Consider the following 26,568-nt stretch of genomic DNA (forward strand, 5'->3'; position numbering starts at 1 on the left):
ATCCTTGGTATAAGAGTTAAATCACGAAAAAACCTTGCTGCTACCCTGACGAAGACCTACGCAAAAGCGTTTTGGGCAAAACACTTGGTCTCAAGGCTCAATCCGCAGTTGCTTCTCTTTTTTCGCAGTGCTGGCCGCAGGCACCTCCAGCTCTTTGAGCTGCGGATCATCAATCTTGCCTGTCACTGCATAAGAGACAGACAGGTGACTGCTCATTGGGATCTGCATCAACCACTGCGTCAACAAAGCCCCTACCCCTACCATCGGGTTAACCGTGAAATAGGCCGCAATCGCCGCGCCGCTCATATCCAGATTCGGATTAACCACCGCAATCAAATCCAACGTCTCATCCTTGATATCAATCCAGCCTTCCAGGTTGACCGCTCCCGCCGGGCCCTTGATCTGATAATTATCCAGCTCCAGCTTGCCCTGCGACAGGTTCATGCGCCCGGTCAGGCTATCGAATGCAAAGCCTTGCTTCACGGCGCCGAACAAGTCCATATCCAGTCTGCTCAAGCGTGAAATGGACTGCAGGCTGAGCAACTCCAGCAATTTTGCCGAGCGTGATTTCAGGCTGATAAAGCGTCCTTTACGTAGATCTACATTGAACTGGCCACGAATGTTGCGCTTATCAAAAGACCAGGGGAAATTACTCCAGAACAAGGCGGCCTGCACCGTTCCCTCGCCATCTTTAATGGACTCTGTCAACAAGCCGCTGACATCCACAAACTGCCCCAAATTGCTTACCTGGCTATTGGCGAGCAATTCCAGCCCTCGCTGTGGCCCACTCAATGCCAAAGAACCGTAACCGTGCAGTTGCATGCCCTGCGCGTTCAAGGAAACGTTTTCAAGGGTCCATTTGTGGCCCTTTCCTGCGGGCTTGCCTTTGGCTTCCAAAGCACCAAAGCGCACGCCCTGTATCTGCAAATCATCCACTTTGAACGAGATCGCAGGCAAAACCAGATCATCGCTCATGGGCAGGTCGGCGTCGGGCCAAGCCCAATCCGGCCTGCCACCATTCAGGTACAAATGGGAAAAATTGGCGTTGAACATGCCGGTATAGCGGCCACCTTGATGCTGCGCCTGCAAACGCCCTTCGGCTTGCTTGGCCTTCAGGCTCAGAAACAAGCTGCCAGCGGCATCTTCCGTGCTTTCCATCTCCAACTGATCCAGCACTTGCCCTCTAAAAAATGCCTGATCCGCTTTCAGGCGCACCCGTTCCAGCAAAGGCAACAGGGGACGGCCCGACGGAATCAAAGGACTGCCGTCCAGATTTTGACCGAACTCCTCGACGACTCTCTCCCAGGCATCCAGATCCATACGGTCATAGCGGCTATGCAATTCCAGGCCACGTTTGGGCCAACTCACTAGCCCCGGCGTTCCCATGCTGCCACTTTGAAAATAGCTGCCTTGACGGGAACCTTGAGCATGCAACAGGTTCAACAAAAAGGTCTGTCTGTCTTGCAGGCTGATCTGCAAGCGGTCCATCTTGGCGGCAGAGTCGCTGCTCCAATCTGCCTTCAATTTGGCTGCACGCTCGGCAGGTTTGTAGAAAGGCTCGGGCAAGTTCAGCGCCAGCCCCGTCAGATCGGACTCCGCGCCAAAGGAAAAAGAACCCTTGGCATCGAGCTTCATTAATACCTGATAGGGAGTCTGCCCTTGCAGACGCTGTACGCCCTTCAATTCCAGGTATTGCTCCAGACCTTGCGCAGTGATCACACCATTCAGGCGCAAACCGGGCTTGCCGGGCTCGAGCACACCACTGATTTGGGTGTCGCCCCCCAGCACCTTGCCCGTCAAGGTTTGGGCACTGACGCCCTTTTCACTGAAGGCGAGCTCGCCCTTTAACGCCGTCAATGACGGAGCTTCAGGCATGTACTGAAACTCGCTATTGTTCATCTGGATTTGCCCCTGTACCTGGGTGTCATCCGCATTATCCAAGGGAACCTGCAATTTGATGGGTACAGTCCAATCCCCTTTAACGCGACTGTCGGCCAGCAAGCCATCCAGCAAGGCGTTCAGGGGGGACTGGTGCACCAGGGCCAGATAGCTGGTCGCTGGAGCCTGAGACACGCCCTCCAGCTTCAGAAAGCTGTTTTGCTCCAAGGACGTGATGTGGGTCTGAATATCCCGCAGCACAATATCCGGCTGCTTGGCGATAGGCATGCGCGCCTGCTGAGCCACAATATCCAGATTATCGTTATGCATGCGTATGCTGCCTTGTATGCCTTCCAGACGTGGCCAGGCCAAACGTTGGGGCTGGGCAGGCTGATAATCCACAATCCCTTCACCCAAAATCCCGACCACTTCAAAGCTGCCATCCGCCGGGCTCAGGCCATACGGGAAGGTGTCCAGGCCACCTTGCAAGCGGATTGTCCCGTCTCGTACCGCCCCCTGTACCAGTCCAGCCTGCATCCATTCACGCGCCAAAGGGTTGACCGTCAAAGGCAGGTAATTCACCAAAGCCGCCAGATTCAGGTGCGTGAATTGCCCCTGCCAGTCAGCCACACCCGCCTCAAACTTGGCATCCTCACGCCAACTACCTGTTAATTGCGCATCTAAATCAGGATTACGCAGAGCCAGATTCATGTTGCCAAGGCTCAGTCTGGCCTGCTCATCGCGATGAACCATGCCTTGGGCATTGAGCTGATCCAATGCCAAATAGTGGGCAAACAAATCGGGCAGGCGCAGACCAAAGCCATTCATCGACAGCGTCCACTGCACATCGCCACTTTGCTTGCCTTGGGCCAATGCCTGCACATCACGTAAACTGCCATTGAGCTCCAGATGGGCTTGCTCCAACTGCAGGCGATCTTCGCTATCCGTCAGCACGGCCACATCCTGCAATTGGGCTGCCAGTTGCATCTGTACGGCCTGGGCGGCTTGAGGCTGGCGGGCCTGGGCACGCACATCGATCCAGCCTCTGTCCAGAATCACAGGTACGTCCAGCCAAGGGCGCAGCGCGGGAGTATCGACCCCATTGGCCTGCACCGTCATCTCCCAGGGCAAGTCCATCACATCCACGTTTTCGGGCAGACGACGCTTGCCCTGCACGCGCAAGGCCAAAGCCAGGGATTCGCCCAGATCGGCGGGCAAGGCCGTAGCCAGATTGACCTCGTGCCAACCCTGCCTGTAGCCAATCTGCAATTCAATCGATGGCAGATCCAAGGCGGGGGCACCACGCAGATCATCCTGCCATTGCAAGGACGTACCCTGAATATGAATGCCGCGCTGCTCCAGCAACCAACGAACCGGCCCTTGCCAGACTTCGGGTTCTGCTGGGGCACGGTCATTGTTAAGATCCAGTACCTGGCCCATCACCAGAATTTGGCCCTGAAGATCGCGCCGCACCGGGATCGTCAAACCTTGCACATCCAGCTGGCGCAATTGCAGCGAACCGCTGAACAAGGACTTCCAGCTGATATCGGCTTGCAGCTTGGGCAACTGCAACATGGGCTCTTGCCCTGGCTCTGACAGCGACAGGTTCGTCACAGAAAGATGGGGATTCCAGCCCTGCCAGTCGCCTTTTAATTCTTGAATCTGAACTTGCAGGCCGGTTTGCTCACTGATTTTCTCCACCAGATAGGGGCGCAAATTATCCAGTTGGGGCACGAGCAGATAACGTAGCCCGACAAGGCTTAGCATCAGCGCAAAATAGAGCACTAGCGCCAGTCGCACAAGCCCTCGAACTACCATGCAATCAATTCCCGAGTATAGTTAGATACGGTCATTTCCGGCCTTGTCAGACAAGTCATCTCACTTGTCGTCCCCCCTTATCCGAAAAGCCTCTTATCGTATGAGCCAGTCCATTATATTGAAGCCCGTGATGCAATGGTCCGGCCCCTTGCGTCGAAAAGTAAACGCTCAGCCACAATTTGGGGCGTGGTTGCAAGAGCAAGCCCAGCACCCTGTCACCGCCACACTGATTACGCAATGGTATAGGACTTTACTGCCCGAACCCGATAATGATCGCTTGGCACAAGTGCGTCAGGCCTTGCGCCAACTGCGTGAACGGGTCTTTCTGGTACTGATGATCCGTGATATCAATGGTCTGGCCCCTCTTGAAGAGGTGATGCTGGCCATGAGTAGCCTAGCTGATCTGGCCGTGGCACAAGCGTATGAAACCGTCGCCCGACAACTGGCTGAAGTACACGGTATTCCTAAAAACTCGGAAACTGGCTTACCCCAGGAGATGATTATTTTAGGTATGGGTAAGCTGGGTGGAGGGGAATTAAACGTTTCCTCAGACATTGATCTGATCATGCTCTATGACGAGGACGGTGAGACCGATGGCCGCCGCCCCCTGAGCTATCACGAGTTTTACGGCAAAGTAACCCAGCGCATGATGCCCGTGCTGTCCGATACCGACGCCTTCGGGCAGGTATTTCGCACGGACCTGCGCCTGCGTCCGGACGGGGATTCCGGGCCGCTGGCCTGGAGCATGCAGGCGCTGGAAAACTATCTGGTCAACCAAGGCCGGGAATGGGAACGCTATGCGTGGATCAAGGCCCGCCCTATCAAGGCCCAGGCTTTTAAGGGCAGCCGCAGCGCCGGTGATGTGCATCACTTCGAGGCACTGCGTACCCCTTTTGTGTACCGCAAATATTTTGACTTTGATGCCCTGTCTGCCTTGCGCGGCCTGCGCGAGCGCATTCGCCAGGACTGGACGCGCCGCGCCCTGAACCGCAATGGCGTGGAAACCTGGCACAACATCAAGCTGGGAGACGGTGGGATCCGGGAAATTGAGTTCGTCGTCCAGCTCAATCAGCTGATTCGCGGGGGACGACAGCCTTCCCTGCAAACACCCAGCCTGCACAAAGCACTGCAAGGTCAATGTGCGGCCGGTCTGCTGGACCAGGAGGTCTGCGACAAGCTGCTGGCCGCTTATACCTTCTTGCGACGTGTCGAACACCGCCTGCAGTATCGCGAGGACGAACAAACCCATTTGCTGCCCCAGGACGAGGAGCTACGCACCGAGCTGGCGGCCACCTTAGGCCTGAGCCTGGCTGATTTCGACGAACAGTTAGGCCAGCACAGAAAATTTGTCTCGCACACCTTCCGCAATGCCTTCCGTCTGGCAGGCATGGGCGAAGAAGCCAGTACCGAACCTCCTGCGGCGGCTGCACCCGCCCCCGAAGAAAGCAAGGCAGAGCACGATCAGGCTTTGCAGGAACGCATCGAACAATTGCGTCAGGCTCTGCTAAATAGCCATCGTCTGCGCAGCCTGCCCAATGCCAGCCTGGATCGCGTACAGCGCCTGATCCCCTTGGCCGAGGACTACGCCTGCCGCTCCGAGAACCCGGAAGTCACCGCAACCCGCCTGTTCAACCTGATCGAGCTGATCGCCCAGCGTAGCGCGTATCTGGCTTTGCTGGCCGAGTACCCAGATACGCTGGCCCGCGTTGCCCGAATTGTCTCGGCCAGTCCGTGGGCCGCACAGTATCTGGCTCAATACCCGCTCTTACTGGACAGCCTGATCGAATGGCATTCGCTGATGGAGATTCCGGACTTTGCCGCCCTGTCCGAGCAAATGCGCCGCGATCTTGATGCCTGCCGCTTGCCCGATGGCCAAGCCGATGTCGAACAGCAGATGAACATGATGCGCGACTGGCAGCACCAGATCACGTTCCAATTGCTGGCCCAGGACCTGGAAGGTGTACTGACCGTCGAGGCTCTGGCCGACCAACTCTCGGCTCTGGCCGATATGATGCTGGCCGAGACACTGGAGCGCACCTGGCCTCTGACACGCCCCCGCAGCCTGGGCCCAGAACACGACTCCTCACCGCACTTTGCCGTCATTGCCTACGGCAAACTGGGGGGCAAGGAAATTGGCTATGCGTCCGACCTGGATCTGGTATTTCTGTACGACGATCCCAGCCAAGACAATGTAGAGCGCTACATCAAGCTGGCGCGCCGCATGACCAGTTGGTTGTCGGCCATGACCTCCTCGGGACGTCTCTACGATATTGACCTGCGTTTACGCCCCGATGGCGATGCCGGTTTGCTGGCTGTCAGCGTGGATGCCTTCGAGCAGTATCAGACGCGGAGTGCCTGGTCCTGGGAGCATCAAGCCATTACCCGTGCCCGTTTCGTGACCGGGGATGCCCAGATCAAAAACCGCTTCGATGACATCCGCCGATCCATCTTATTGATGGAACGGGACCAACGCAAATTACGTGCAGATATTCTGGACATGCGTGACAAGATCAGTGCCGGACACCCCAACCGCAGCGAACTTTTTGACTTGAAGCACGACCGGGGCGGCATGGTGGATGTGGAGTTCATCACCCAGTATCTGGTGCTGTGCCATAGCCGCGAGCATCCCAAACTGCTGGAAAACCTGGGCAATATCGCCTTGCTGGGTATTGCCGCGCAGGCGGGCCTGATCGCGGTCGACCATGCTCAAGAAGTGGCCGATGCCTACCGAGCCCTGCGCCGCCGTCAGCACGCTTTGCGTCTGGAAGGAGCAGAAAAAGCCCGTGTGCCGCAATCTGAGCTGACCCAGGAACGGCAGGCCGTGACACGCCTTTGGGACGAGGTCCTGGGGTACTAAGGCAACAGATTGATTTCACTAAACTTTGCCAAGAATCTACAATAGTCGCATTGATTTATTGTGCGACCGACTCGGGACGCCTTTTTACTCGGATTCAGATTCATGTCCACTCAGCTCAATCGTCCAGTTTTAACCATGCCGGAGAAGCGCGAGAAATTGCTGCTGCACTCCTGCTGCGCCCCCTGTTCGGGCGAGGTGATGGAGGCCTTGCACGCCTCGGGGATTGAATACACCGTTTTTTTCTACAACCCCAATATCCATCCTGTACGCGAGTACGAACTGCGCAAGCAGGAAAACATCCGTTTTGCCGAACAGCACGGCATCGAGTTCATTGACGCCGACTACGACGTAGATAACTGGTTTGAACGTGTACGCGGCCTGGAACACGCTCCCGAGCGTGGCGAGCGCTGCACGGTCTGCTTTGACATGCGCTTTGAGCGCACGGCCCTCTACGCCCATGAAAATGGCTACGACATCATCTCCAGCGTGCTGGGTATCTCGCGCTGGAAAGACATGAACCAGATCAACGACTGCGGCGAACGCGCCGCAGCCCGTTATCCGGAGATGAAGTACTGGACCTACAACTGGCGCAAAGGGGGCGGCTCGCAACGCATGCTGGAAATCAGCAAACGCGAGAACTTCTATCAGCAGGAGTACTGCGGTTGCGTGTACTCGCTGCGGGACACCAACCGCCACCGCCGCTCGCAAGGCCGCCCTCGTGTCGAGATCGGTGTGAAGTTCTACGGCAAGGACGAACTGGACCTGACACCGCCTCCAGCTCCGGTTCAAGAGAACGCTTAAAAATGGGAATAGGCTGGTGGCTGGATTGATCATCTCACTGGGGGCCTATTCCTCTTGAGACCCTAGGCAGGAATGATTTAGAGGCCAGCCGATAGGCACTTAGCCGATTAACCTCCGTCTACGACACGGAATATCAGCATTCATCTAGATGCTGACGGCCAAGCGATCAAACCACTTCAATCCAAAACACCATCGCCTAGTCTCAAAGTCACGTGTTCCAAATAGCAATGAGCACAAAAAAACCGCCTTGGATTTCCAAGGCGGTTTTTCTTTACAACGTCGATGACGAGGTGCAACACGGCAGCCTACTTTAAAACCTCAACTTGAGTGACGCATTAAGCAATCCGGTAGCACCGTCGCCATCAAAGCCCTGCTGATTACTGGATACTGCGGGTGAACGTAAACTCGCCGTCCTTCCAGTCCACAGGCACCACGTCTTTAGGACCAAAGCGGCCTTCCAGGATCAGGCGTGCCACCGGGTTCTCAATATACTGCTGAATAGCACGTTTCAAAGGACGGGCACCGAACACAGGATCGAACCCGGCCTTGGCCAACTGCGCCAAAGCAGCGTCGCTCACTTCCAGATGCATGTCACGCTGAGCCAGGCGCTGATCCAGACGTTCAAGCTGGATACGAGCAATGGACTCGATGTGTTCTGCTTCCAGACTGTGGAACACCACCACCTCGTCGATACGGTTCAGGAACTCGGGGCGGAAATGCTGTTTCACTTCTTCCCACACCACTTCCTTGATCACATCGTAAGGCTCGCCCGACAAACGCTGGATATGCTGCGAACCCAGGTTGGAAGTCATGATGATCACCGTGTTGCGAAAGTCCACCGTACGGCCCTGGCCATCCGTCAAACGACCATCGTCCAACACCTGCAAGAGCACGTTAAAGACATCCGGGTGAGCCTTCTCCACCTCATCCAGCAGAATCACCGAATACGGTTTGCGACGCACGGCTTCAGTCAGGTAACCTCCCTCTTCGTAGCCCACGTAGCCGGGAGGCGCCCCGATCAAACGAGCCACCGAGTGTTTCTCCATGAATTCGCTCATGTCGATGCGAATCATGTGATCCTCGGAGTCAAAGAGGAAGTTGGCCAATGCTTTGGTCAGCTCGGTCTTACCCACACCGGTTGGCCCCAGGAACAAGAAGGAACCATACGGGCGGGAAGGGTCAGACAGACCCGCACGCGAGCGACGGATAGCATCCGACACCAAACGTACCGCTTCACCTTGGCCGACCACACGCTTGTGCAGGTAGTCTTCCATTTGCAAGAGCTTTTCACGCTCGCCCTGCATCATCTTGGACACAGGAATACCGGTTGCACGTGAGACCACTTCCGCGATTTCCTCGGCACCGACCTGCGTGCGCAGCAAGCGAGGTTTGTCCTGATCGGCCTTGTCCATATTGGCTTCGGCCGCTTTCAGGCGCTCTTCCAGCTCGGGCAGCTTGCCGTACTGCAGCTCAGCCAATTTATCGAACTGGCCCTTACGTTGCAGCTCAGCCATTTCGGCACGAACTTTCTCGATTTCCTCTTTAACAACTTGCGAGCCCTGAACCGCCGCTTTTTCGGCTTTCCAGATCTCTTCATAGTCGTTGTACTCGCGCTGCAGCTTTTCCATCTCATCATTGATGGCCTGCAAACGACGCTGAGAGGCTTCATCCGTGTCCTTGATGACGGCTTCACGCTCGATCTTCAACTGAATGATGCGGCGATCCAGCTTATCCATGACCTCGGGCTTGGAGTCAATCTCCATACGGATACGGGCAGCGGCCTCATCGATCAGGTCAATGGCCTTATCGGGCAGGAAGCGGTCCGTAATGTAACGCTGCGACAGCTCGGCCGCAGCCACAATGGCCGGGTCGGTAATCGCCACACCATGGTGCAGCTCGTAGCGCTCCTGCAAACCACGCAGGATCGCAATAGTGGACTCCATGTCCGGCTCGTTAACCAGCACCTTCTGGAAACGACGCTCCAAAGCGGCATCCTTCTCGATGTACTGGCGGTACTCGTTCAGCGTGGTGGCACCAATACAATGCAGTTCACCGCGCGACAAGGCCGGTTTGAGCATGTTGCCGGCATCCATCGCACCTTCGGCCTTGCCGGCGCCCACCATGGTGTGCAGCTCGTCAATAAAGACAATGGTTTTGCCATCGTCCTTGGACAGCTCTTTCAAGACAGCTTTCAGACGCTCTTCAAATTCGCCACGGTACTTGGCACCGGCCAGCAAAGCAGCCAGGTCCAACACCAGAACGCGCTTGCCCTTCAGGGTTTCAGGCACTTCGTTGTTCACGATACGCTGCGCCAAACCTTCCACGATGGCGGTCTTACCCACCCCAGGTTCACCAATGAGAACAGGGTTGTTCTTGGTACGGCGCTGCAGAATCTGGATCGTGCGGCGAATTTCGTCATCACGGCCAATAACCGGGTCCAACTTGCCCAGACGAGCACGCTCGGTCAAGTCAGTGGTGTATTTGTCCAAGGCCTCACGATTGCTGTCACCTTCAGCGTCACTCACATTGGCACCACCGCGTACGGCTTCAATGGCCGCCTCCAGCGCACGGCGCTGCAAACCCGCATCGCGCAAAGCACGACCGGTTTCGCCTTTATCATCGGCCAGGGCCAGCAAGAACAATTCACTGGCAATATAAGTATCACCGCGTTGAGCGGCTTCCTTGTCGGTTTTAGCCAAAGCGGCTTGCAAGGCCGAACTGAGCTGCTGCTGACCTTCCGCCCCTTGCACCTTGGGCAGATTGGAGATCAGGCGGTTAAGCTCGTTTTCCAGGCGGGGAATGGCAACGCCCGCACGAGCCAGCAAACTGCCTGTGCCTGAATCGGCATCAGCCAGCAAGGCGACCAGTACGTGGGCGGGTTCCAAATAGGGATTGTCTTCGCGAACAGCCAGGCTCTGCGCATCGGCTAGAGCCTGTTGAAACTTCGTTGTCAATTTATCGATTCGCATAGAATTTTCACTTGAGAAAATATGCGAGAAGCTAAAGCAAACAGTTACTAAATACTGCTTGCCCAGATTTCGCAACAAATAACAGGATGAATTGAAGATGAGGACAAAAACCAAGTATTCAAGTGTTTAGATCGCTTTTAAACAACAGCATGCCAAGAGCAGTATTACCGCGCTGTACCCGGCATGGACAGCCGTTTCACGTGTGACAAGAGCCTTAAGAACTAAACATATTAAGGATTAGCGGGAATACCAACCAATAAAAAGCTACAATTACACTTGATTTGACTCAAAGATTTAGCGTTTCGCCATCTGACATTATTCCTTATGCAAAAACGTATCTCGGTTACCGCTGACTCCATACGCTGCTCCAGCTGTATGCTCAATGAGGTGTGTCTACCTCTTGGGATGCCTAAGCACGAAATGGAGCGGTTGGACGAATTAGTCAAGGAGCGCATCCGCATCCCTAAGGGCGGCGTGCTGTTTCGACTGGCCGACTCAGTCGAAGGAATCTATGGTCTGCGCTCTGGTTCGATCAAGATGCAGCTGGAAGATTCCACTGGCCACATTCAGATTACGGGTTTTTTATTACCAGGAGAAATCCTGGGCATGGACAGCCTGGTTGAAAATCGCCATGTTTCCCATGCCATCGCCTTGGAAGACAGCGAAGTCTGTGTGATTCGCCTTGATGATCTGGACCGCCTGTCGGCCCAGTTGCCTATATTGCAACAACAGTTCCGTCGCCTGATGAGCAAGGAAATCAACCGCGCCCATCAGTTGATGATGACCTTGGCTGGACTGCGTTCCGAACAGCGCCTGGCTGCCTTCTTGCTGAACCTGTCCCAGCGTCTATCACTACTGGGCTACTCCCCTTACGAGTTCATTCTGCGTATGAGCCGCGAAGAAATCGGCAACTTCCTGGGCCTGACGCTGGAAACCGTCAGCCGCCTGTTCTCACGCTTTGCACGCGAAGGTCTGCTGAAAATCTCTCAGCGCGAAGTCCACTTGCTGGATCTGGCCGCCCTGCGCTCTCTGGCAGGCACGGAGTGCGATTGAGCCTCATGGCTGCTGCCTAGGCCTCAAACAGGCTGCTGAACGTCTTTACAGCCCACTATACCGCTCCCCAGCACCCAAGCCCACACAAAAAAAGCACATGCAATTTGCATGTGCTTTTTTATCGTTTGGTGCTTGTCCGAATCAGTCCAGACTATCTGCCGGTTCAGCCAATACCGCTGGCGAACCGGCCGACATATACAAGCTAAGCGCGCACGCAACTGCAACGGCCAACCAAAACAGAAAAAACGCCACCGTATAAAAGGTCAGTCGATCTACTTGCATATGTCCAAGCACAACGATGTCCAACGGGTCTACCAAAGCAAACACAATTGCACTGAGCACCCCGGCGACCAGGAATGAAGGCCACAGTATCCACATCAACGATCGGATGGTCATTCGTACCCCCTTCTTGAACGGAAACATACTTCTCTCAACCCTAGCGTAACGGTGAATCGATTACGTTTAGCGCTGCTCAGGGGCAGGCTCTACCTTGCTGACAACCAGACCCTGCTTGACCCCTCCGTCCGTAATCCCTTGATTACTGAAATTCTGAAAGGCCAAGACAATCGTAATGACGCAGCCCACAATAGCCAGAGCTGGCCCTGCCATCAACAACCATGGCCACGGCTCGCGCCACCAGGGTCCACTGTCCTTTGATTCGTCCATGTTTTGCTCTTTATAAAATTACTGAGGAATGTAAAAACTACTGCGTTCGTTCACGTAGGTCTTGCGGCCCCCGTCGTGCTCGCCTACCGCCTGGATAGAAATATCATACAGGCCCGGCTTGGCACTACTAATTGGGACTTGCACCACGACCGGCAACAGTCTATTGCCTGCAGGCGCCACATGAATGTGATCCTGGCCGTTCTCGGTCAAATGAATGCGCGCGCCTTCCAGACCTGTGACGGACAACTGCAGCTCCATAGCCTCTTCCGAGGTATTGATCACTTGTAGACGGAACACGTTTTCAATCATGCCGCCGGGCACTTCGCGCCCCAGCGCGCCACGATCACGAATCACGTCCACGCGCATGGGCGTACGGGTCGCCAAGGTGTAGACGAAAGCACCACAAATGACGGCCAGAATCAGGATGTAAGACAACACGCGCGGTCGCAGCATGCGACGTCGCACCTGAGACTGCGTCATGCGTTCCTTGATGGCACGCTCTGAGGTGTAGCGGATCAGGCCTTTTTCGTAGCCCATCTTATCCATGACCTGGTCACAGACGTCCACACAGGCACCACAGCCGATACACATGTACTGCAAGCCATCACGAATATCGATACCGGTCGGACAGACCTGAACGCAGAGGCTGCAGTCCACACAGTCGCCCATGCCGGCTTCTTTGTGGTCAATCTTGCGAGATCGGCCACCACGGGTTTCACCCCGCACAAAGTCGTAGGTCACCACAAAGGTATCGCTGTCCACCATGGCACTTTGGAAACGTGCGTAGGGGCACATGTACTTACAGACGGCCTCGCGCATGAAACCGGCATTACCCCAGGTGGCAAAGGCGTAGAACAAGAGCCAGAACCACTGCCAAGGGCCCAGGGACAGAGCGATCAGCTCGCCGCCCAGTTCGCGGATAGGAGCGAAGTAGCCAATAAAGGTAAAGCCGGTCCACAAAGCGATCACGACCCACAAAAAGTGCTTGGTGGCTTTGAGACGTAATTTACGAGCGTTCCAGGCCTGTTCATCCAGACGGATACGCGCCAGACGATCCCCTTCCACCTTGCGCTCGACCCACATGAAAATCTCTGTGTAGACCGTCTGCGGACAGGCGTAGCCACAAAACAAGCGGCCCGCCATAGCGGTGAAAAGGAATAAAGAGAAAGCAGATATCAGAAGCAGCACCGTCAGGTAAATAACGTCCTGGGGCCACAGAATCATGCCAAAGATATAGAACTTGCGTTCCAGCAGGTCAAACAGCACGGCCTGACGGCCATGCCATTCCAACCAGGGCAGACCATAGAAAATGATCTGCGTGAAATACACCATCCAGATCCGCCAACGGGCGAACACGCCCTTGACGGATCGTGGATAGATTTTGCTACGAACATCGACCAGCGCCTTCTCGACTTGCGGAGAGGTTCCACCCGCTCCCTTGGTGTTACGTGGAGGTTGCCACTTGGGCACAGTTCCCTGCGCATTATCAGCGCTGGGTTGGGAAGAATCACTACTCATTGCATGTCCTGAAGGCGTCAGATCAATTTAAAAGACATTAGTTAGCCTGGGTCGGCGCGGGATTGGACAAGCCCCAAACCCAGCCCGCCAGCAACCGGATCTGCTCTGGCGTCAATGCTCCTTTTTGTGCCGGCATCTGGTTCGTGCGGCCCTGCAGCACCGTCTGAACAATAGTGGCCTCGGAACTGCCATACAACCAGTAATCGTCCGTCAGGTCAGGCGCCCCCATCAGCGTATTACCTTTGGCATCCGCGCCGTGGCAGGCAAAACATGCGCTGTCGTACACACGTTTGCCCGCAACCAGGCGCAAAGGATCTGCCGCCAGACCAGACAAAGAACGCACATACTGAGCGACGTCCGATGCTTCAGCCGGGCTGAACTGGGACTGTGGCGGCATAATGCCGGTACGGCCTTCGGTAATGGTGTACAGAATCGCATCGGGCTCGCCACCCCACAACCAGGCTTTGTTGGCCAGGTTAGGGAAGCTTGGAGAGCCTTGGGCATCCGAACCGTGACACTGGGCGCAATTGTTCAGGAACAAACGCTGGCCAATTTCACGCGCTTGCGGATCATGAGCAATCTCTTCAATGGGCATTTCGCGGTAACGAGCGTACACAGGCTCCAGACGCTCATTAATTTCGGCCTGTTGCTGCTTGACCTGCTGACCAGCGGTAAAGCCCAAAGTCCCCTTGAAGCTACCCAAACCGGGATACAGCACCAGATAACCCAATGCAAACACACACAGGCCGATGTACATCACCGTCCACCAGCGAGGCACAGGTGTATTCAGTTCGGTCAGGTCACCGTCCCAGACGTGGCCAGTATCTTCCACGTCCACTGTTTTGCCCAGAAATGCGCGCTGGGTAAAGAGCAGCCACAAACAAAATATGATGCCAAGCAAGGCGATGCCGGAGATCCAAAGGCTCCAGCCATTATTAAAAAAGTCACTCATTCGGAACCCCCAGGGTTTTTATCGTTGCTTCCCTCGTCGGGCAAGGCGAAAGGCAGAAGCGCTGCTTCTTCGTTGGCCTGGCGGCGTCCCCGAGAGAACGCCCACCAGCAAATGCCAAGGAAGGTCGCCATCGCCAAAGCAGTCATAACACCGTTGATGATGGCTACCATTTAGAAGCTCCCCTGCTCCACAGCTTTGGCAGCTGCGTCGCGACTGGCCACACCCAAACCCTGCAGATAAGCGACGACCGCATCTTCCTCGGTCTTGCCTACCAATTGCTCGGGAGCGGCATCAATTTGTTCCTGCGTGTAAGGCACACCCAATGTACGCAGCACATTCATGCGATCCTGAATGTTTGCACCTTCCACCGAGTTCTTCTGCAGCCATGGATAGGCAGGCATATTGGACTCTTTGACCACATTACGTGGATTGCGCAGGTGGATGCGGTGCCACTCATCGCTGTAACGCTGACCCACACGGGCCAGATCCGGACCGGTACGCTTGGAACCCCACAGGAAGGGGTAGTCGTACACAGACTCACCGGCCAGCGAGTAAGGACCATAGCGTTGCACTTCGGACTGCAACATACGGATCTGCTGGGAGTGACAGCCAACACAACCTTCACGGATGTAGATGTCACGCCCCATCAGACGCAAGGGTTCGTAGGGCTCGACCCCTTCAGTGGGCTGGGTGGTCGAGTGTTGGAAAAACAAAGGAACGATTTGCACCAGGCCCGCGAAGGAAATCACCAAGATACTCAGAATGATCAGCAGCCCGGTATTTCTCTCGATCGTGGCGTGAGAAAAGCGCTTATTAGTGTCATTAGCCATGATTTACTCCTTAGGCCAGCAAGGTGGTTTGGCCCACCAGCGCTGGGTCGCGGGCATCCGGGTTTTTCAGAGGCACAACGGGGTTGATATCTTTTTGACCTGCACGAATGGTCAGGAACACGTTCCAGGACATGAGCAAGATACCGGCCACAAAGAAGGCGCCGCCCAAAGCACGGATTGCGTAGAAGGGGTAAGTAGCCTTCACGACTTCCACAAAGCTGTACGTCAAGGTGCCATCCACACCGGTTGCACGCCACATCAAACCTTGCATGACACCGGCAATCCACATCGCGGCGATATACAGCACGACGCCCAGAGTCGCCAGCCAGAAGTGCAGGTCGATCAGACGAGGACGAGCCATTTCCGTGCGGCCGTACAAACGTGGGATCAGGTAGTACAAGGAACCGAAGGTAATCATGGCAACCCAGCCCAGCGCACCAGAGTGTACGTGGCCCACTGTCCAGTCGGTGTAGTGCGACAGCGCGTTGACCGTACGGATAGCCATCATGGAACCTTCAAAGGTGGACATGCCGTAGAAGGACAGGGCCACAACCATGAACTTCAGAATCGCATCAGTACGCAGCTTATGCCAAGCACCCGACAAGGTCATGATGCCGTTGATCATACCGCCCCAAGAAGGAGCCAGCAGAATCAAGGAAAACGCCATGCCCAGCGATTGCGTCCAGTCTGGCAAGGAGGTGTACAGCAGGTGGTGAGGACCGGCCCACATGTATGTAAAGCCCAGGGCCCAGAAGTGGACAATGGACAAGCGGTAGGAATAGATAGGACGGTTGGCCTGTTTGGGGATGAAGTAGTACATCATGCCCAGGAAAGACGTGGTCAGGAAAAAGCCCACGGCGTTATGACCATACCACCACTGAACCATGGCGTCCTGCACACCGGCGTAAGCCGAGTAGGACTTCATGAAGCTGACAGGCAATTCCAGGTTATTGAAAATATGCAGGACAGCGATCGTGACAATGTAAGAGCCAAAAAACCAGTTGGCCACATAAATATGACGCACGCGGCGCTTGACGATCGTGCCAAAGAACACAATAGCGTAGGCCACCCAGACCAGCGTAATCAGGATGTCGATGGGCCATTCCAGCTCAGCATACTCTTTGGAGCTGGTGTAACCCATAGGCAAGGTAATGACCGCTGCCACCAGCACGGCCTGCCAACCCCAAAAGGTAAAGGCAGCCAGCTTATCGCAGAACAAACGGGCCTGACAGGTACGCTGTACCACATAGTAGGAAGTGGCAAACAAGCCAGTTCCACCAAAGGCAAAAATCACAGCGTTCGTATGCAGTGGACGTAAACGTCCAAAACTAAGCCACGGTGTGTCGAAATTGAGTTCTGGCCAAATCAACTGCAAGGCAATAAAAAGGCCTATTGCCATGCCGATGACGCCCCAAAATACGGTCATGATGGTGAACTGCCTCACAATCCCGTAATTGAAGACTTCGGCGTTATTTCCGACTGCATCGGAAGTGCCCATTTGCTTCCCCTAAACAAACATTGTTAATACAAGCGACAACAAGCTACATCATCCCGCAAGTCGATAAACTGCTACTTGATGCTTATCAAAAAACATCGGAAAGCACGCGTTCACGCGTGTTTCCGCCCTGCAGACTGTGTGTCGCCGACCATTTGCAGGGCTAAAAAAACAAAACAGTAAGAATCAGGTATCAGGTGGACGCTCTGCGCCCGACAGACCCGCAGTGGAGTCGTCGTCCAGCAAGATGGAATCAGCTGCGTTGCCCGTATCCTCGAACTGGCCGGCAAAAATTGCCCACCAGAAAGACACGCCGATAACAATGACTAGAAAAATGGAGATGGGGATCAGGACCAGCAACGAGCCAAACATCTCAGCCCTGCCTTGCTGCTGGAGCGGTCCACTGGGCCGATACCTCGCGGCTGCGGCTGCGATAGATACGCCAAGAGTTGGCCGCAACAGCCAAAGAGGACACCAGCATAGAGACGGCAGCCAACCAAGGGGCCACAATACCCAAGGCCGCCAGGGGTGTCATCAGCAGATGCCAGACTATAGAACCGTACAGGTTTTGACGGGCGATGCGGCCCGTTTGCTGGGTCAGCTGTACAACTTCAAACTCGCTCTTGGCGGGTCGAGCCAGCAATCCAGCATGCGCCGAGGCAACGGCTGAAGGAACCGACATAGACATAGCACAGGGACAGCTCATGACCAGCATGGCGACCACCACCGGAACGACATGCGAGGGGTCCATCCAGTACCAAACCAAACCAAAGGCGGCGGCCAACACCAACTGAATACTGACAAACCAGAAAGCCAAGGTATTGGCATGGCCTGTGACGGACTGACGAAAGCGTTCAATCAGGTCATGGGAGGCGGACTGCGTCACCGACTGGCGCGCGCACAGCTCCAGATAACGGGCCGTCAACAAAAAGGCCACGAACATCGTGACCGAGTCGTAATACACCTCGCCCTGCTGCGTCCAGGTGTTATAGACGCTAGGTAGGAAGGCGCCAACAATACCCAAGGCCACGGGCACATCCATGCCTACGCGACCTTCGGACAAGCTTTTGACAGCCCCCTTCAAGATGGGCCAGGCACAGTACAGAACAACGGGCATGGTCAAGCACAGACCGGCCCAGTTCATGAGCACAATGACTTGCGAAAGAGATTCAATATCTTCAGCACGAGTGCTGAAGGAGCGCATATAGCCGGGAAAAGCAAACATCATCACCTGCATGGCGGCCAGCCAGGACAGACCCAAACGGGCTAATGTGTGCCGCCGGCGTGACCGTTGCTCATCAGTGAGAGGCTTTGGGAGGGAAAAAATCGAATATGCGCGCATGAAAGGACTATAAGCCACTGATATTTCTTCATTCTTGATTTAAATCAATACGACTTTGTTTGGATCCTATATCGTTGTCCATATGCATCTTGTTCAGGCCGTTCCCCCCCCAACACGGCGCTAACTGTTCAATGCTTTCAAGGCTGCTTATTAGCAGCCTTTTTTTTATTCCCAAGCGCAAGGTGGAACAACGATTTTGCATTAGCTAATTACGCCTTGTGCGGCCAAAGTCTAGCACGCCTTTTCTCTATGCAAACGGCTTGATTTTCAAGGATTTTTATCACGAAATGATGCTGCAGCGCGAATGCAAATCAATTCATGAAAGCTTGAATCCTGAATTTAACAATACGCAGGCTTTGCCAGCCACGTCGCAAGCCTTTTCAGGCCTGTTTTCTGCTTCCTTTTCGATACTTTCAAAGTCTGTTCAAAACCCCTTCCAATAAATATCAAGCCTTCAAATTTGATATTTGAAATATGTAGCTTTTAAGCAAAAAAGTGGCACCCAAACAAAAAGCAGCCCACCGACTGGAGCGTACGGTGGGCTGCCTGCAACCAGAAAAGGGGCTATCTACCCTTCCCTGTCCTGCTTATGCCTCGGAGGGCGCGAACTGCTCGGCTTCTGTAGAGCCGGCCAGCGCGGTCGTCGAGGACTTACCGGCTTCAACTGTCTGAGTGACAGCGTCAAAGTAGCCTGTACCCACTTCGCGCTGGTGTTTCACAGCGGTAAAGCCCAGCGGTGCAGCGGCGAACTCCTTTTCCTGCAATTGAACGAAGGCGCTCATCTGGTTGCGGGCGTAGCCGTGAGCCAGTTCAAACATGCCGTAATTCAGTGCGTGGAAGCCAGCCAGAGTGATGAACTGGAACTTGTAGCCCATGGCACCCAGTTCGCGCTGGAACTTGGCAATGGTGGCGTCATCCAGGTTCTTCTTCCAGTTGAACGATGGCGAGCAGTTGTAGGACAGCAGCTTGCCAGGGAACTGACGGTGAATAGCTTCGGCAAAGCGGCGAGCGTATTCCAGATCCGGCGTGGAGGTTTCGCACCAGACCAGGTCGGCGTAAGGAGCGTAGGCCAGACCACGGGCAATGGCTTGGTCCAGACCTGCACGGGTGCGGTAGAAACCTTCAACCGTACGCTCATCCAGAATGAAGGGGCGATCGTACTCGTCCACATCGCTGGTGATCAGGTCGGCTGCGTCTGCATCGGTACGGGCAACCAGAATCGTGGGAACGTCCAGAACATCAGCGGCCAGACGAGCAGCCACCAGCTTGGAGATGGCCTCACGAGTTGGCACCAGCACCTTGCCACCCAAGTGACCACACTTCTTGGCCGAAGCCAGCTGGTCCTCGAAGTGAACGCCAGCAGCGCCAGCCACAATCATGGCTTTCATCAGTTCAAATGCGTTCAGCACGCCACCGAAACCGGCTTCCGCATCAGCCACGATAGGAGCAAAGTAATCCACGTAGCCTTCATCGCCTGGGTTCACCCCTTCCATCCACTGGATCTGATCACAGCGGGCCAGCGAGTTGTTGATGCGGCGCACCACGGAGGGCACCGAGTTAACGGGGTACAGCGATTGGTCAGGGTACATTTCGCCGGCGCTGTTGGCATCGCCAGCCACTTGCCAGCCCGACAAGTAAATCGCTTTCAAACCGGCCTTGACCTGTTGCATGGCCTGGTTACCCGTCAGGGCGCCCAGCGCATTGACAAAGGGTTCCTGATTGATGGACTGCCACAGACGTTCTGCGCCACGGCGAGCCAGAGTGTGCTCCTCGACCAGAGAACCACGCAAACGAATGACTTCCTCAGCGGTGTAACCACGCTTGATACCTTGCCAGCGTGGATCTTCTGCCCAGCGTTTTTGCAAGTTGCGGATCTCAGTTTCTCGAGCATTCATGATGGACTCCTAAGATGGATTTAACAGTGAACAAGATGACTACAGTCTACCCAAATGCTGCATCGCAACCATGTTTTCTATCTTATATAAGAGTAAATATTTTTTCCTTTTATATCAAATATATAGATAATTTATTTCGAGATATGAAATGACTTATCTGTTTATGAAATGAAAAACGGTGCAGCGCGACAGCCGGTTTTTGCATACTGAGACAAGGATTTCACAATGTGGGATAATCGCCCTTATACCACCCGGCGGGCGCCTGTTCGCTGCACCGGTTTTCTTATCTATTTCTGCAATACCCGCCAATGAGCAACACCTCCCCACTTAAAGACTCGCCTCTTGGACACGATGTGGTTTATCCCACACGGTACGATCCCAGCGTCCTGTTTGGCATTGAGCGCTCCCTGAACCGGCAGACACTTCGCGTTCCGGAACAATGGCATGGTGCCGATATCTGGAATGGCTACGAAATTTCCTGGCTCAACACAAAAGGCAAGCCCGTCGTCGCTCTGGCGCGGTTTGTCATTCCCTGGAACAGCCCACGCATCATCGAGTCCAAGTCGTTCAAGCTTTACCTGAACTCGTTTAATGATGAGGTTGTGGAAGACATAGCCAGTCTTGTGCAGCGTATGGAGCAAGACTTAAGCGCGGTTGCCGGTGCCGCCGTCAACGTGACGCTGATTCCGCTCAGCGCCTTGAATGGTCAGCCTATTGCCCAGTTGGAAGGCCACTGTATTGATGAGCTGAATATCAGTATTCAGGACTACACGCCACAAAGTGGCTTGCTTCAATGCCTACCAGACGCCCCCATCGTGACCGAGTCTCTGGTCTCTGATTTGCTCAAGTCCAATTGCCCTGTCACCGGCCAGCCCGACTGGGGCAGCGTGCAAGTGCGTTACACAGGCCCGCAGATTGATCCTGCTTCCTTATTGCGCTATATCGTTTCGCTGCGCCGTCACACCGAGTTCCATGAACATTGCGTAGAGCGCCTGTATAGCGATATTCAGCAAAGCTGCCAGCCCGAGCGTTTGCTGGTGTATGCGCGTTATACCCGCCGTGGAGGCCTGGATATCAACCCCTGGCGCAGCAGCCATGCGGATAGCGTGCAAGAGCCACGACTGGCGCGCCAGTGATCACTATAACGATGCGCTCAAACCAGAAAGGCCAATGTGCTTTTCTGGTTTCACAGTGCCAAGCTCCACACTAAGACACGACAAGGCCAAGCAAGGCAAGAAAAAGCCCCAAAAACCGATCAAGTTTTTGGGGCTTTCTTTTATGACCGCATCAGACGGTCATCATTGCAAAGTGCATCAGGATTTAGTCGCGCGACTTACTGTCGAGGCCACATACATAGCCAAGCCAGCCGCCGTCCAATACCCGATGGCCGCCCCGTACCAGGGAGCCTGAGTCAAACCCACATCCAAGAGCAAGCCAAATCCCACGGGCGCCAGAGAAGAACCGACGTCCATGCCGGAGTACACCAGGCCATAGACAGCGCCAGTAGAACCTTTGGGGGTGACACGACGTATCAGCATGTCGCGCGATGGTGAAGCGATGCCCGAGCAGAAACCAGCCGCCCCCACCACGAACAAGGCCAGGGAAGGCATGATCCAACCTGCGCCCAGCACCAACAGCAAAGCCCCGGATACGCATAGAGACACAAACACAATCACTTCAGAGCGCGGTGTGGTGGAAGCAATGAAGCCACCGACAAACATGCCCGCCGCCGAGGCCAGCATAAAACCGGACAAGGCCGTGCCTGCCACCACCTTATCAATGCCGTACGTGTTATGCAGCATGGGAATAGTGTAGTTTTGCACGACCGCCATCGCCGCTGTGGCAAAGGCAAAGAAAAGGAAGGCGCCCCATAAGGAGGGACGCGACAGCAAGGTAGACAGTGTCGTCCAGACCGATTCCTTGCTTTGTGGACGAGCCGGCGCCGCACCCGAGGCTGTACGCCCCGCCAAGGCATCCCGGTTTATCAGTACCAACACCAACACAGCCGCAATCAAGGCCGCCGCCGACAATACGGCAACACGCCAGTTGAAATAAATGGTCAGCGTCGTAATAAAGACAGGCGTCAAAGCCCAGCCCAGATTTCCCGTCAAGCCGTGGGCGCTAAACGCGTGCCCCAGACGAGCCGAGCTGACACGATGGTTAAGAATGGAGTAGTCCACGGGATGAAACACCGCATTACCTACCCCGCCAATCAATGCAGCCGCCAGCAACATGCCGTAGCCATTGGCCATGCCAATCAGCAAAGCAGCGACAACAAAACAGGACAAGCCCACTTTCAGAACCGGCAAAGCGCCGATACGATCAACCAGAAAGCCCGAGGAGGCCTGTCCAAAGCAGGAGACCAGATAAAAGGTGGTGACCAGCCCACCCAGCTTCAGGAAGTCGTACCCGAACTCCTGCCCCAAAGCGATGTAAAGCGTAGGCAAAATCAGTTGGAAAAAATGCGAACTGGCGTGCGCAATACCGATAACACCGATCACCTGCCAGTCCTGTGAACCGTCAGGCCCCGCCCCGTCCAGCGTTCTTGTTGATGAATTAGCCATTGGTCTTAACGTTGCTTTTTCTTGATCTCCGGCCAGGCCTTCTGCAAGTAATAGCACATGGACCAGACCGTCAGGACCGCAGCAACAATAATCAGGGCTTGCCCAATGATCCGTGTCGGCAAGCCCATGACGGGCGACCAGTACAGCAGACAAGGGATGGCAACCATTTGCGCGGCGGTTTTGAATTTACCCAAGCGATGAACAGCCACACTACCACTGGCGCCAATCTTGGCCATCCATTCCCTCAGTGCCGAAATGGTAATTTCACGCCCAATGATGATCAGGGCGATAAACGCATCCACACGGCCAAGATCGAGCAAAACCAATAACGCGGCGCTGACCATGAGTTTGTCCGCAACCGGATCCAGGAAGGCCCCGAACGAGGAGGTCTGGTTCCAGCGACGAGCCAGCCAACCATCAAACCAATCCGTCGCGGCGGCCACGATAAATACGGAGGCGGCCCACAGATCGCGTGTCTCCATGCTCAGCCAACTGGCTGGCAGATAAAACAAGGCAACGATCAGCGGAATCAGGACGATGCGAAGCCACGTCAGGGCTATGGGCAGATTAAAAGGCATAGCTTGGATACCAACCTAATTTAAAACAAAGGCTCTCGCCTATCGTAAAGCATGATAAATGCGTTCGGCCAGTTCAACGGATATTCCATCAACCGCACTGAGCTCATCAATACTGGCATCGGCAACCCCGCTAAAACCACCAAAGCGGGCTAACAGACGCTGACGCCGTTTGGCGCCAATCCCGTCAATATCTTCCAGGCGTGACACATTACGCGTTTTGGCACGTTGAGCGCGCATGCCCGTAATGGCAAAACGGTGCGCTTCGTCACGTACCTGAGCAACCAGCATCAGTGCTGCAGACTCCACCCCCAAAGCCACAGGCGGGCGATCATCGGCAAATACCAGGGTTTCCAGACCTACTTTACGCTTTTCACCCTTGGCAACACCGACCAGAACATGAATATCCAGGCCCAGTTCCACAAAAACCTGACGGGCGATCTCGATCTGACCCTTGCCTCCATCAATCAAAACAATGTCGGGCAAGGGCGCCAAACCCTCTGCAACCCGCGAGAACCGTCGGTTCAGCACCTGGCGCATGGCCGCGTAATCGTCACCGGGCGTGATGCCTGCAATGTTGTAGCGGCGATAAAGCGAATTCTGCATTTCATGGTGTTTATAAACCACACACGAGGCCTGTGTGGCCTCCCCTGCTGTGTGACTGATGTCAAAGCACTCGATGTGCAAGGCATCGAGCTGTGCCTCATCCAGATCCAATTGCAAGGCTTCGGCCAGTGCCCGGGTGCGATCGGCACGGGCGGTCGATTCACTTAAGACCCGGGCCAATGCCAGGCCAGCGTTCTTGGTAGCCTGCTCCAGCCAGATCTTGCGCACACCTTGGGGGCGCACCACGACACGCGCCTTCACCCCCGTCTGCTCGGCCAGCAAAGGCATCAGGTCTGCATCGGGTAAGGCGTGTGAGCACACCAGAACCGGCGGCATGCGACGCTCCAGATAGTGCTGGGCGATAAATGCCGCCAGCACATCACTGGGAGTGTCATCGTTGATTTGTGTGGGAAAGAAAGCGCGGTCGCCCAGGTGACGGCCACCACGCACCATGGCCAGGTTCACACAGAACTTACCACCGGCGTTCAGCACCACGATAATGTCGACGTCTTCCTTGCCCACCTGCTCCATGCTTTGCTGCTGCAAGACAGCAGACAAGGCTTTCATCTGGTCGCGCAACATCGCTGCCTGTTCGAAATCCAGCGAATCTGAGGCCTGCATCATGCGCTCTTGCAGCTCGCCCAGAATTTCCGCCGTATTACCATCCAGAAAACTGATGGCGCGCTGTACATCAAGCTGATACTGCTCGGGCGAGATCAGGTTGACACAGGGTGCCGAACAGCGCCCGATCTGGTGCAGCAAACAGGGGCGACTACGGTTGGCGTAGACGCTGTCCTCACAGGTGCGCAAACGAAATACCCGTTGCAGGATCTGAATGGTTTCACGCACCGCCCAGGAGTTGGGATAAGGGCCGAAGAAATGCCCCTTCCCGCTGGTACTGCCCCGGTAATAAGCAATACGCGGCGCCTGGTGGGCGCTGATCATCAAGTAGGGGTAGGACTTGTCGTCCCGGAAAAGAATGTTGTAGCGCGGCCGCAGACGCTTGATAAGGTTGTTTTCCAGCAGCAAGGCTTCAGCCTCGCTGCGGGTCACGGTGACCTCGATGCGCGCGACGCGCGCCACCATATGGGCAATACGGGGACTGCTCAGCGTTTTCTGGAAGTACGAGCTGACACGGCGCTTGAGATCACGCGCCTTGCCCACATACAGTACCTCGCCCTGTTCGTCGATATGCCGGTACACGCCCGGCAGATTCGGCAAATCAGACAGATAGGATTTTAGATTGAAGTCCGCGGGCATATTGATAGTGTTCATCCGCTTGCAAAGCGTCCCAATCCAAGGCTGGCGTGGTGGGCATCAGACGACGAATGCGGTTTTGCGATTCCTCGGACATCGTGAAGTCCAGGCGCGAGAGCAAGTCGTCGGCCAGATCAGGACGATTGCATACAAGCACCATGTCGCAACCGGCCCCCAAGGCGGCCTGAGCACGTGCCAGGATATCGCCCACAACAGTGGCGCCTTCCATGGTCAGGTCGTCAGAGAAAATCACACCATCATAAGCAAGGGCTTTGCGCAGCACGCGTTGAATCCAATAGGGTGAAAAACCGGCTGGCAGTGGGTCAACCTTGGAGTAAATCACATGAGCGGGCATCACCGAGGGTAATTGCAAAGTGCCCAGCCAACCGTAAGGGGCCGCATCCTCATCCAGAATTTCTTCCAGGCTACGGTCATCGACGGGGATCTCGTGATGCGAATCCGCCTCTACCCCGCCATGCCCTGGAAAATGTTTGCCACAAGCGGCCATGCCAGCTTTGTTCAGGCCACGAATCAAGCCGGCGGCCAACATGGACACAGCACGCGGGCTGCGGTGGAAAGAACGGTCACCGATCACTTTGCTAACCCCCCAGTCCAGATCCAGCACGGGTGTAAAGCTCATGTCCACGCCGCAGGCGCGCAACTCGGCAGCCAGCACATAGCCTGTGTCGGCAGCGACGGCAGCCGCCTTGACGGCATCGCGCGTCCAGAGTTGCCCAAGCTGGCTCATGGCGGGCAAAGTCGTAAAACCGTCTTCGCGGAAACGCTGGACGCGGCCACCTTCGTGGTCCACGGCAATCAACAAAGGCTCATTGCGTACTTCGTGAATGGACTGGCACAGAGCGGTCAGTTGGGCACGGCTTTCAAAGTTGCGACTGAACAGGATCACGCCGCCGACCAATGGATGACGCAGGCGCTCGCGCTCCTGATCCGTCAGAACCATGTCTTGTACGTCCACCATGACCGGGCCCGGAGGCAATACTGCTTGCGAGGAAAAACTCATTTAGTGTCAGACTCAGCTAAGGGTAAAGGGGATACTTCCGGCGCTTTGGCTTCCAGCACCACAAAGGCCATGGCCATATCGGATTCATCCGTCAGGGAAATATGGACGGCCCCGAACCGGGCATCAAACCAGCGGCGCAGATCTGCGGACAGGTGCACCGCAGGACGGCCTCCGGGTGCATTCAGGGTTTGCATGCGCGACCAGGCCATCGGCATGCGCATGCCCAGCCCCACCGCCTTGGAAAAGGCTTCCTTGGCCGCGAAACGGGTGGCCAGATAGCGCAGGCCACGCACCGGATCACGTGCCTGACGGCGGGCGTAGACTTCGCGCTCTTGCTCGCCCAGGATGCGCTTTACAAAGCGATCACCATGACGAGCCAAGGCGCGCTCGATCCGGTCAATACGGATCAGGTCGGTGCCGATGCCGGCAATCAAACCGGGCTGTATTGGGGGCATGATGTCATCGGAAAAA

At 55.4% G+C, this 26,568-nt stretch carries 21 protein-coding genes; 4 read left to right on the forward strand and 17 right to left on the reverse strand.

What is annotated here, in order from left to right; translation table 11 throughout:
• Nucleotides 1–90: 90 nt before the first annotated feature.
• Entirely contained in the window at nucleotides 91–3,678 is a 3,588-nt protein-coding gene (locus tag OKX01_RS11525; RefSeq protein WP_264671769.1) for a YhdP family protein, read from the reverse strand.
• A gap of 118 nt (nucleotides 3,679–3,796) precedes the next feature.
• Here OKX01_RS11525 and glnE point away from each other — a divergent pair, with 118 nt between their 5' ends.
• Both glnE and OKX01_RS11535 read left to right on the forward strand, forming a co-directional pair.
• A complete protein-coding gene (glnE, locus tag OKX01_RS11530) occupies nucleotides 3,797–6,553 on the forward strand; it encodes a bifunctional [glutamate--ammonia ligase]-adenylyl-L-tyrosine phosphorylase/[glutamate--ammonia-ligase] adenylyltransferase (RefSeq protein ID WP_094197083.1) in 2,757 nt (918 codons plus the stop codon).
• Between the two features lie 102 nt (nucleotides 6,554–6,655).
• The gene (locus OKX01_RS11535; protein WP_094197084.1) at nucleotides 6,656–7,354 is read left to right on the forward strand and encodes an epoxyqueuosine reductase QueH; all 699 of its coding nucleotides are present in this window, start codon (nucleotides 6,656–6,658) and stop codon (nucleotides 7,352–7,354) included.
• Between the two features lie 377 nt (nucleotides 7,355–7,731).
• Here OKX01_RS11535 and clpB read toward each other — a convergent pair whose 3' ends face one another.
• A complete protein-coding gene (gene clpB / locus OKX01_RS11540; protein ID WP_094197085.1) occupies nucleotides 7,732–10,323 on the reverse strand; it encodes an ATP-dependent chaperone ClpB in 2,592 nt (863 codons plus the stop codon).
• 324 nt (nucleotides 10,324–10,647) lie between these two features.
• Here clpB and OKX01_RS11545 point away from each other — a divergent pair, with 324 nt between their 5' ends.
• A complete protein-coding gene (locus tag OKX01_RS11545; RefSeq protein WP_094197086.1) occupies nucleotides 10,648–11,376 on the forward strand; it encodes a helix-turn-helix domain-containing protein in 729 nt (242 codons plus the stop codon).
• 141 nt (nucleotides 11,377–11,517) lie between these two features.
• On the opposite strand, the gene OKX01_RS11550 is transcribed toward OKX01_RS11545, so the two are convergent.
• The 10 genes from OKX01_RS11550 to aceA all read right to left on the reverse strand — a co-directional run bounded on the left by OKX01_RS11550 (nucleotide 11,518) and on the right by aceA (nucleotide 20,074).
• Nucleotides 11,518–11,772, reverse strand: coding sequence for a hypothetical protein (locus OKX01_RS11550; protein WP_094198378.1), 255 nt, complete (start codon nucleotides 11,770–11,772; stop codon nucleotides 11,518–11,520).
• Between the two features lie 66 nt (nucleotides 11,773–11,838).
• Nucleotides 11,839–12,042 carry a FixH family protein gene (locus OKX01_RS11555; RefSeq protein WP_094197087.1) on the reverse strand — a complete coding sequence of 68 codons (204 nt, stop codon included), beginning with the start codon at nucleotides 12,040–12,042 and terminating at the stop codon, nucleotides 11,839–11,841.
• Between the two features lie 18 nt (nucleotides 12,043–12,060).
• Nucleotides 12,061–13,560, reverse strand: a complete 1,500-nt coding sequence (ccoG, locus tag OKX01_RS11560) for a cytochrome c oxidase accessory protein CcoG (RefSeq protein ID WP_094197088.1) — start codon at nucleotides 13,558–13,560, stop codon at nucleotides 12,061–12,063.
• Between the two features lie 37 nt (nucleotides 13,561–13,597).
• Complete coding sequence (gene ccoP / locus OKX01_RS11565; protein ID WP_125276683.1) at nucleotides 13,598–14,512, reverse strand: cytochrome-c oxidase, cbb3-type subunit III; 915 nt, start codon at nucleotides 14,510–14,512, stop codon at nucleotides 13,598–13,600.
• Nucleotides 14,509–14,682, reverse strand: a complete 174-nt coding sequence (locus OKX01_RS11570) for a cbb3-type cytochrome oxidase subunit 3 (RefSeq protein ID WP_094197090.1) — start codon at nucleotides 14,680–14,682, stop codon at nucleotides 14,509–14,511. Before OKX01_RS11570 ends, ccoP begins: the two co-directional genes overlap by 4 nt.
• Nucleotides 14,683–15,342 carry a cytochrome-c oxidase, cbb3-type subunit II gene (gene ccoO, locus OKX01_RS11575; RefSeq protein ID WP_125276682.1) on the reverse strand — a complete coding sequence of 220 codons (660 nt, stop codon included), beginning with the start codon at nucleotides 15,340–15,342 and terminating at the stop codon, nucleotides 14,683–14,685. It lies immediately after the preceding gene.
• A gap of 10 nt (nucleotides 15,343–15,352) precedes the next feature.
• Nucleotides 15,353–16,840: a cytochrome-c oxidase, cbb3-type subunit I gene (ccoN, locus tag OKX01_RS11580; protein ID WP_125276681.1), complete on the reverse strand. Its 1,488-nt coding sequence runs from the start codon at nucleotides 16,838–16,840 to the stop codon at nucleotides 15,353–15,355.
• Nucleotides 16,841–17,023: 183 nt separating this feature from the next.
• Nucleotides 17,024–17,209, reverse strand: a complete 186-nt coding sequence (gene ccoS / locus OKX01_RS11585; RefSeq protein ID WP_094197093.1) for a cbb3-type cytochrome oxidase assembly protein CcoS — start codon at nucleotides 17,207–17,209, stop codon at nucleotides 17,024–17,026.
• Between the two features lies 1 nt (nucleotide 17,210).
• Nucleotides 17,211–18,179 (reverse strand): hypothetical protein, encoded by a 969-nt coding sequence (locus OKX01_RS11590; protein WP_199827926.1) that lies wholly within the window; start codon nucleotides 18,177–18,179, stop codon nucleotides 17,211–17,213.
• 587 nt (nucleotides 18,180–18,766) lie between these two features.
• Nucleotides 18,767–20,074 carry an isocitrate lyase gene (aceA, locus tag OKX01_RS11595; protein WP_009455950.1) on the reverse strand — a complete coding sequence of 436 codons (1,308 nt, stop codon included), beginning with the start codon at nucleotides 20,072–20,074 and terminating at the stop codon, nucleotides 18,767–18,769.
• 308 nt (nucleotides 20,075–20,382) lie between these two features.
• Between aceA and queF the strand changes: the two genes are divergently transcribed.
• Complete coding sequence (gene queF / locus OKX01_RS11600) at nucleotides 20,383–21,210, forward strand: NADPH-dependent 7-cyano-7-deazaguanine reductase QueF (RefSeq protein WP_264671770.1); 828 nt, start codon at nucleotides 20,383–20,385, stop codon at nucleotides 21,208–21,210.
• A 177-nt stretch (nucleotides 21,211–21,387) separates the two neighbouring features.
• Here queF and OKX01_RS11605 read toward each other — a convergent pair whose 3' ends face one another.
• The 5 genes from OKX01_RS11605 to acpS are packed head-to-tail and all read right to left on the reverse strand — an operon-like array spanning nucleotide 21,388 to nucleotide 26,552.
• Entirely contained in the window at nucleotides 21,388–22,638 is a 1,251-nt protein-coding gene (locus OKX01_RS11605) for an MFS transporter (RefSeq protein WP_230017823.1), read from the reverse strand.
• Nucleotides 22,639–22,643: 5 nt separating this feature from the next.
• Nucleotides 22,644–23,216, reverse strand: coding sequence for a CDP-diacylglycerol--glycerol-3-phosphate 3-phosphatidyltransferase (gene pgsA, locus OKX01_RS11610; RefSeq protein ID WP_094197097.1), 573 nt, complete (start codon nucleotides 23,214–23,216; stop codon nucleotides 22,644–22,646).
• Nucleotides 23,217–23,255: 39 nt separating this feature from the next.
• Nucleotides 23,256–25,079, reverse strand: coding sequence for an excinuclease ABC subunit UvrC (uvrC, locus tag OKX01_RS11615; RefSeq protein WP_094197098.1), 1,824 nt, complete (start codon nucleotides 25,077–25,079; stop codon nucleotides 23,256–23,258).
• Complete coding sequence (nagZ, locus tag OKX01_RS11620) at nucleotides 25,042–26,097, reverse strand: beta-N-acetylhexosaminidase (protein ID WP_108727668.1); 1,056 nt, start codon at nucleotides 26,095–26,097, stop codon at nucleotides 25,042–25,044. Before nagZ ends, uvrC begins: the two co-directional genes overlap by 38 nt.
• Complete coding sequence (gene acpS, locus OKX01_RS11625; protein ID WP_094198380.1) at nucleotides 26,094–26,552, reverse strand: holo-ACP synthase; 459 nt, start codon at nucleotides 26,550–26,552, stop codon at nucleotides 26,094–26,096. Before acpS ends, nagZ begins: the two co-directional genes overlap by 4 nt.
• Between the last annotated feature and the right edge of the window lie 16 nt (nucleotides 26,553–26,568).

The sequence above is a fragment of the Alcaligenes sp. SMD-FA genome, assembly GCF_025960365.1.
Classification (GTDB): domain Bacteria; phylum Pseudomonadota; class Gammaproteobacteria; order Burkholderiales; family Burkholderiaceae_B; genus Alcaligenes; species Alcaligenes aquatilis.

Bases quoted from the DNA above. Each gene is read 5' to 3' on its own strand.
- glnE (WP_094197083.1), top strand. From the start codon at position 3,797: ATGAGCCAGTCCATTATATTGAAGCCCGTGATGCAATGGTCCGGCCCC.
- OKX01_RS11535 (WP_094197084.1), top strand. From the start codon at position 6,656: ATGTCCACTCAGCTCAATCGTCCAGTTTTAACCATGCCGGAGAAGCGC.
- clpB (WP_094197085.1), bottom strand. From the start codon at position 10,323: ATGCGAATCGATAAATTGACAACGAAGTTTCAACAGGCTCTAGCCGAT.
- OKX01_RS11545 (WP_094197086.1), top strand. From the start codon at position 10,648: ATGCAAAAACGTATCTCGGTTACCGCTGACTCCATACGCTGCTCCAGC.
- OKX01_RS11550 (WP_094198378.1), bottom strand. From the start codon at position 11,772: ATGACCATCCGATCGTTGATGTGGATACTGTGGCCTTCATTCCTGGTC.
- OKX01_RS11555 (WP_094197087.1), bottom strand. From the start codon at position 12,042: ATGGACGAATCAAAGGACAGTGGACCCTGGTGGCGCGAGCCGTGGCCA.
- ccoG (WP_094197088.1), bottom strand. From the start codon at position 13,560: ATGAGTAGTGATTCTTCCCAACCCAGCGCTGATAATGCGCAGGGAACT.
- ccoP (WP_125276683.1), bottom strand. From the start codon at position 14,512: ATGAGTGACTTTTTTAATAATGGCTGGAGCCTTTGGATCTCCGGCATC.
- OKX01_RS11570 (WP_094197090.1), bottom strand. From the start codon at position 14,682: ATGGTAGCCATCATCAACGGTGTTATGACTGCTTTGGCGATGGCGACC.
- ccoO (WP_125276682.1), bottom strand. From the start codon at position 15,342: ATGGCTAATGACACTAATAAGCGCTTTTCTCACGCCACGATCGAGAGA.
- ccoN (WP_125276681.1), bottom strand. From the start codon at position 16,840: ATGGGCACTTCCGATGCAGTCGGAAATAACGCCGAAGTCTTCAATTAC.
- ccoS (WP_094197093.1), bottom strand. From the start codon at position 17,209: ATGTTTGGCTCGTTGCTGGTCCTGATCCCCATCTCCATTTTTCTAGTC.
- OKX01_RS11590 (WP_199827926.1), bottom strand. From the start codon at position 18,179: ATGCGCGCATATTCGATTTTTTCCCTCCCAAAGCCTCTCACTGATGAG.
- aceA (WP_009455950.1), bottom strand. From the start codon at position 20,074: ATGAATGCTCGAGAAACTGAGATCCGCAACTTGCAAAAACGCTGGGCA.
- queF (WP_264671770.1), top strand. From the start codon at position 20,383: ATGAGCAACACCTCCCCACTTAAAGACTCGCCTCTTGGACACGATGTG.
- OKX01_RS11605 (WP_230017823.1), bottom strand. From the start codon at position 22,638: ATGGCTAATTCATCAACAAGAACGCTGGACGGGGCGGGGCCTGACGGT.
- pgsA (WP_094197097.1), bottom strand. From the start codon at position 23,216: ATGCCTTTTAATCTGCCCATAGCCCTGACGTGGCTTCGCATCGTCCTG.
- uvrC (WP_094197098.1), bottom strand. From the start codon at position 25,079: ATGCCCGCGGACTTCAATCTAAAATCCTATCTGTCTGATTTGCCGAAT.
- nagZ (WP_108727668.1), bottom strand. From the start codon at position 26,097: ATGAGTTTTTCCTCGCAAGCAGTATTGCCTCCGGGCCCGGTCATGGTG.
- acpS (WP_094198380.1), bottom strand. From the start codon at position 26,552: ATGCCCCCAATACAGCCCGGTTTGATTGCCGGCATCGGCACCGACCTG.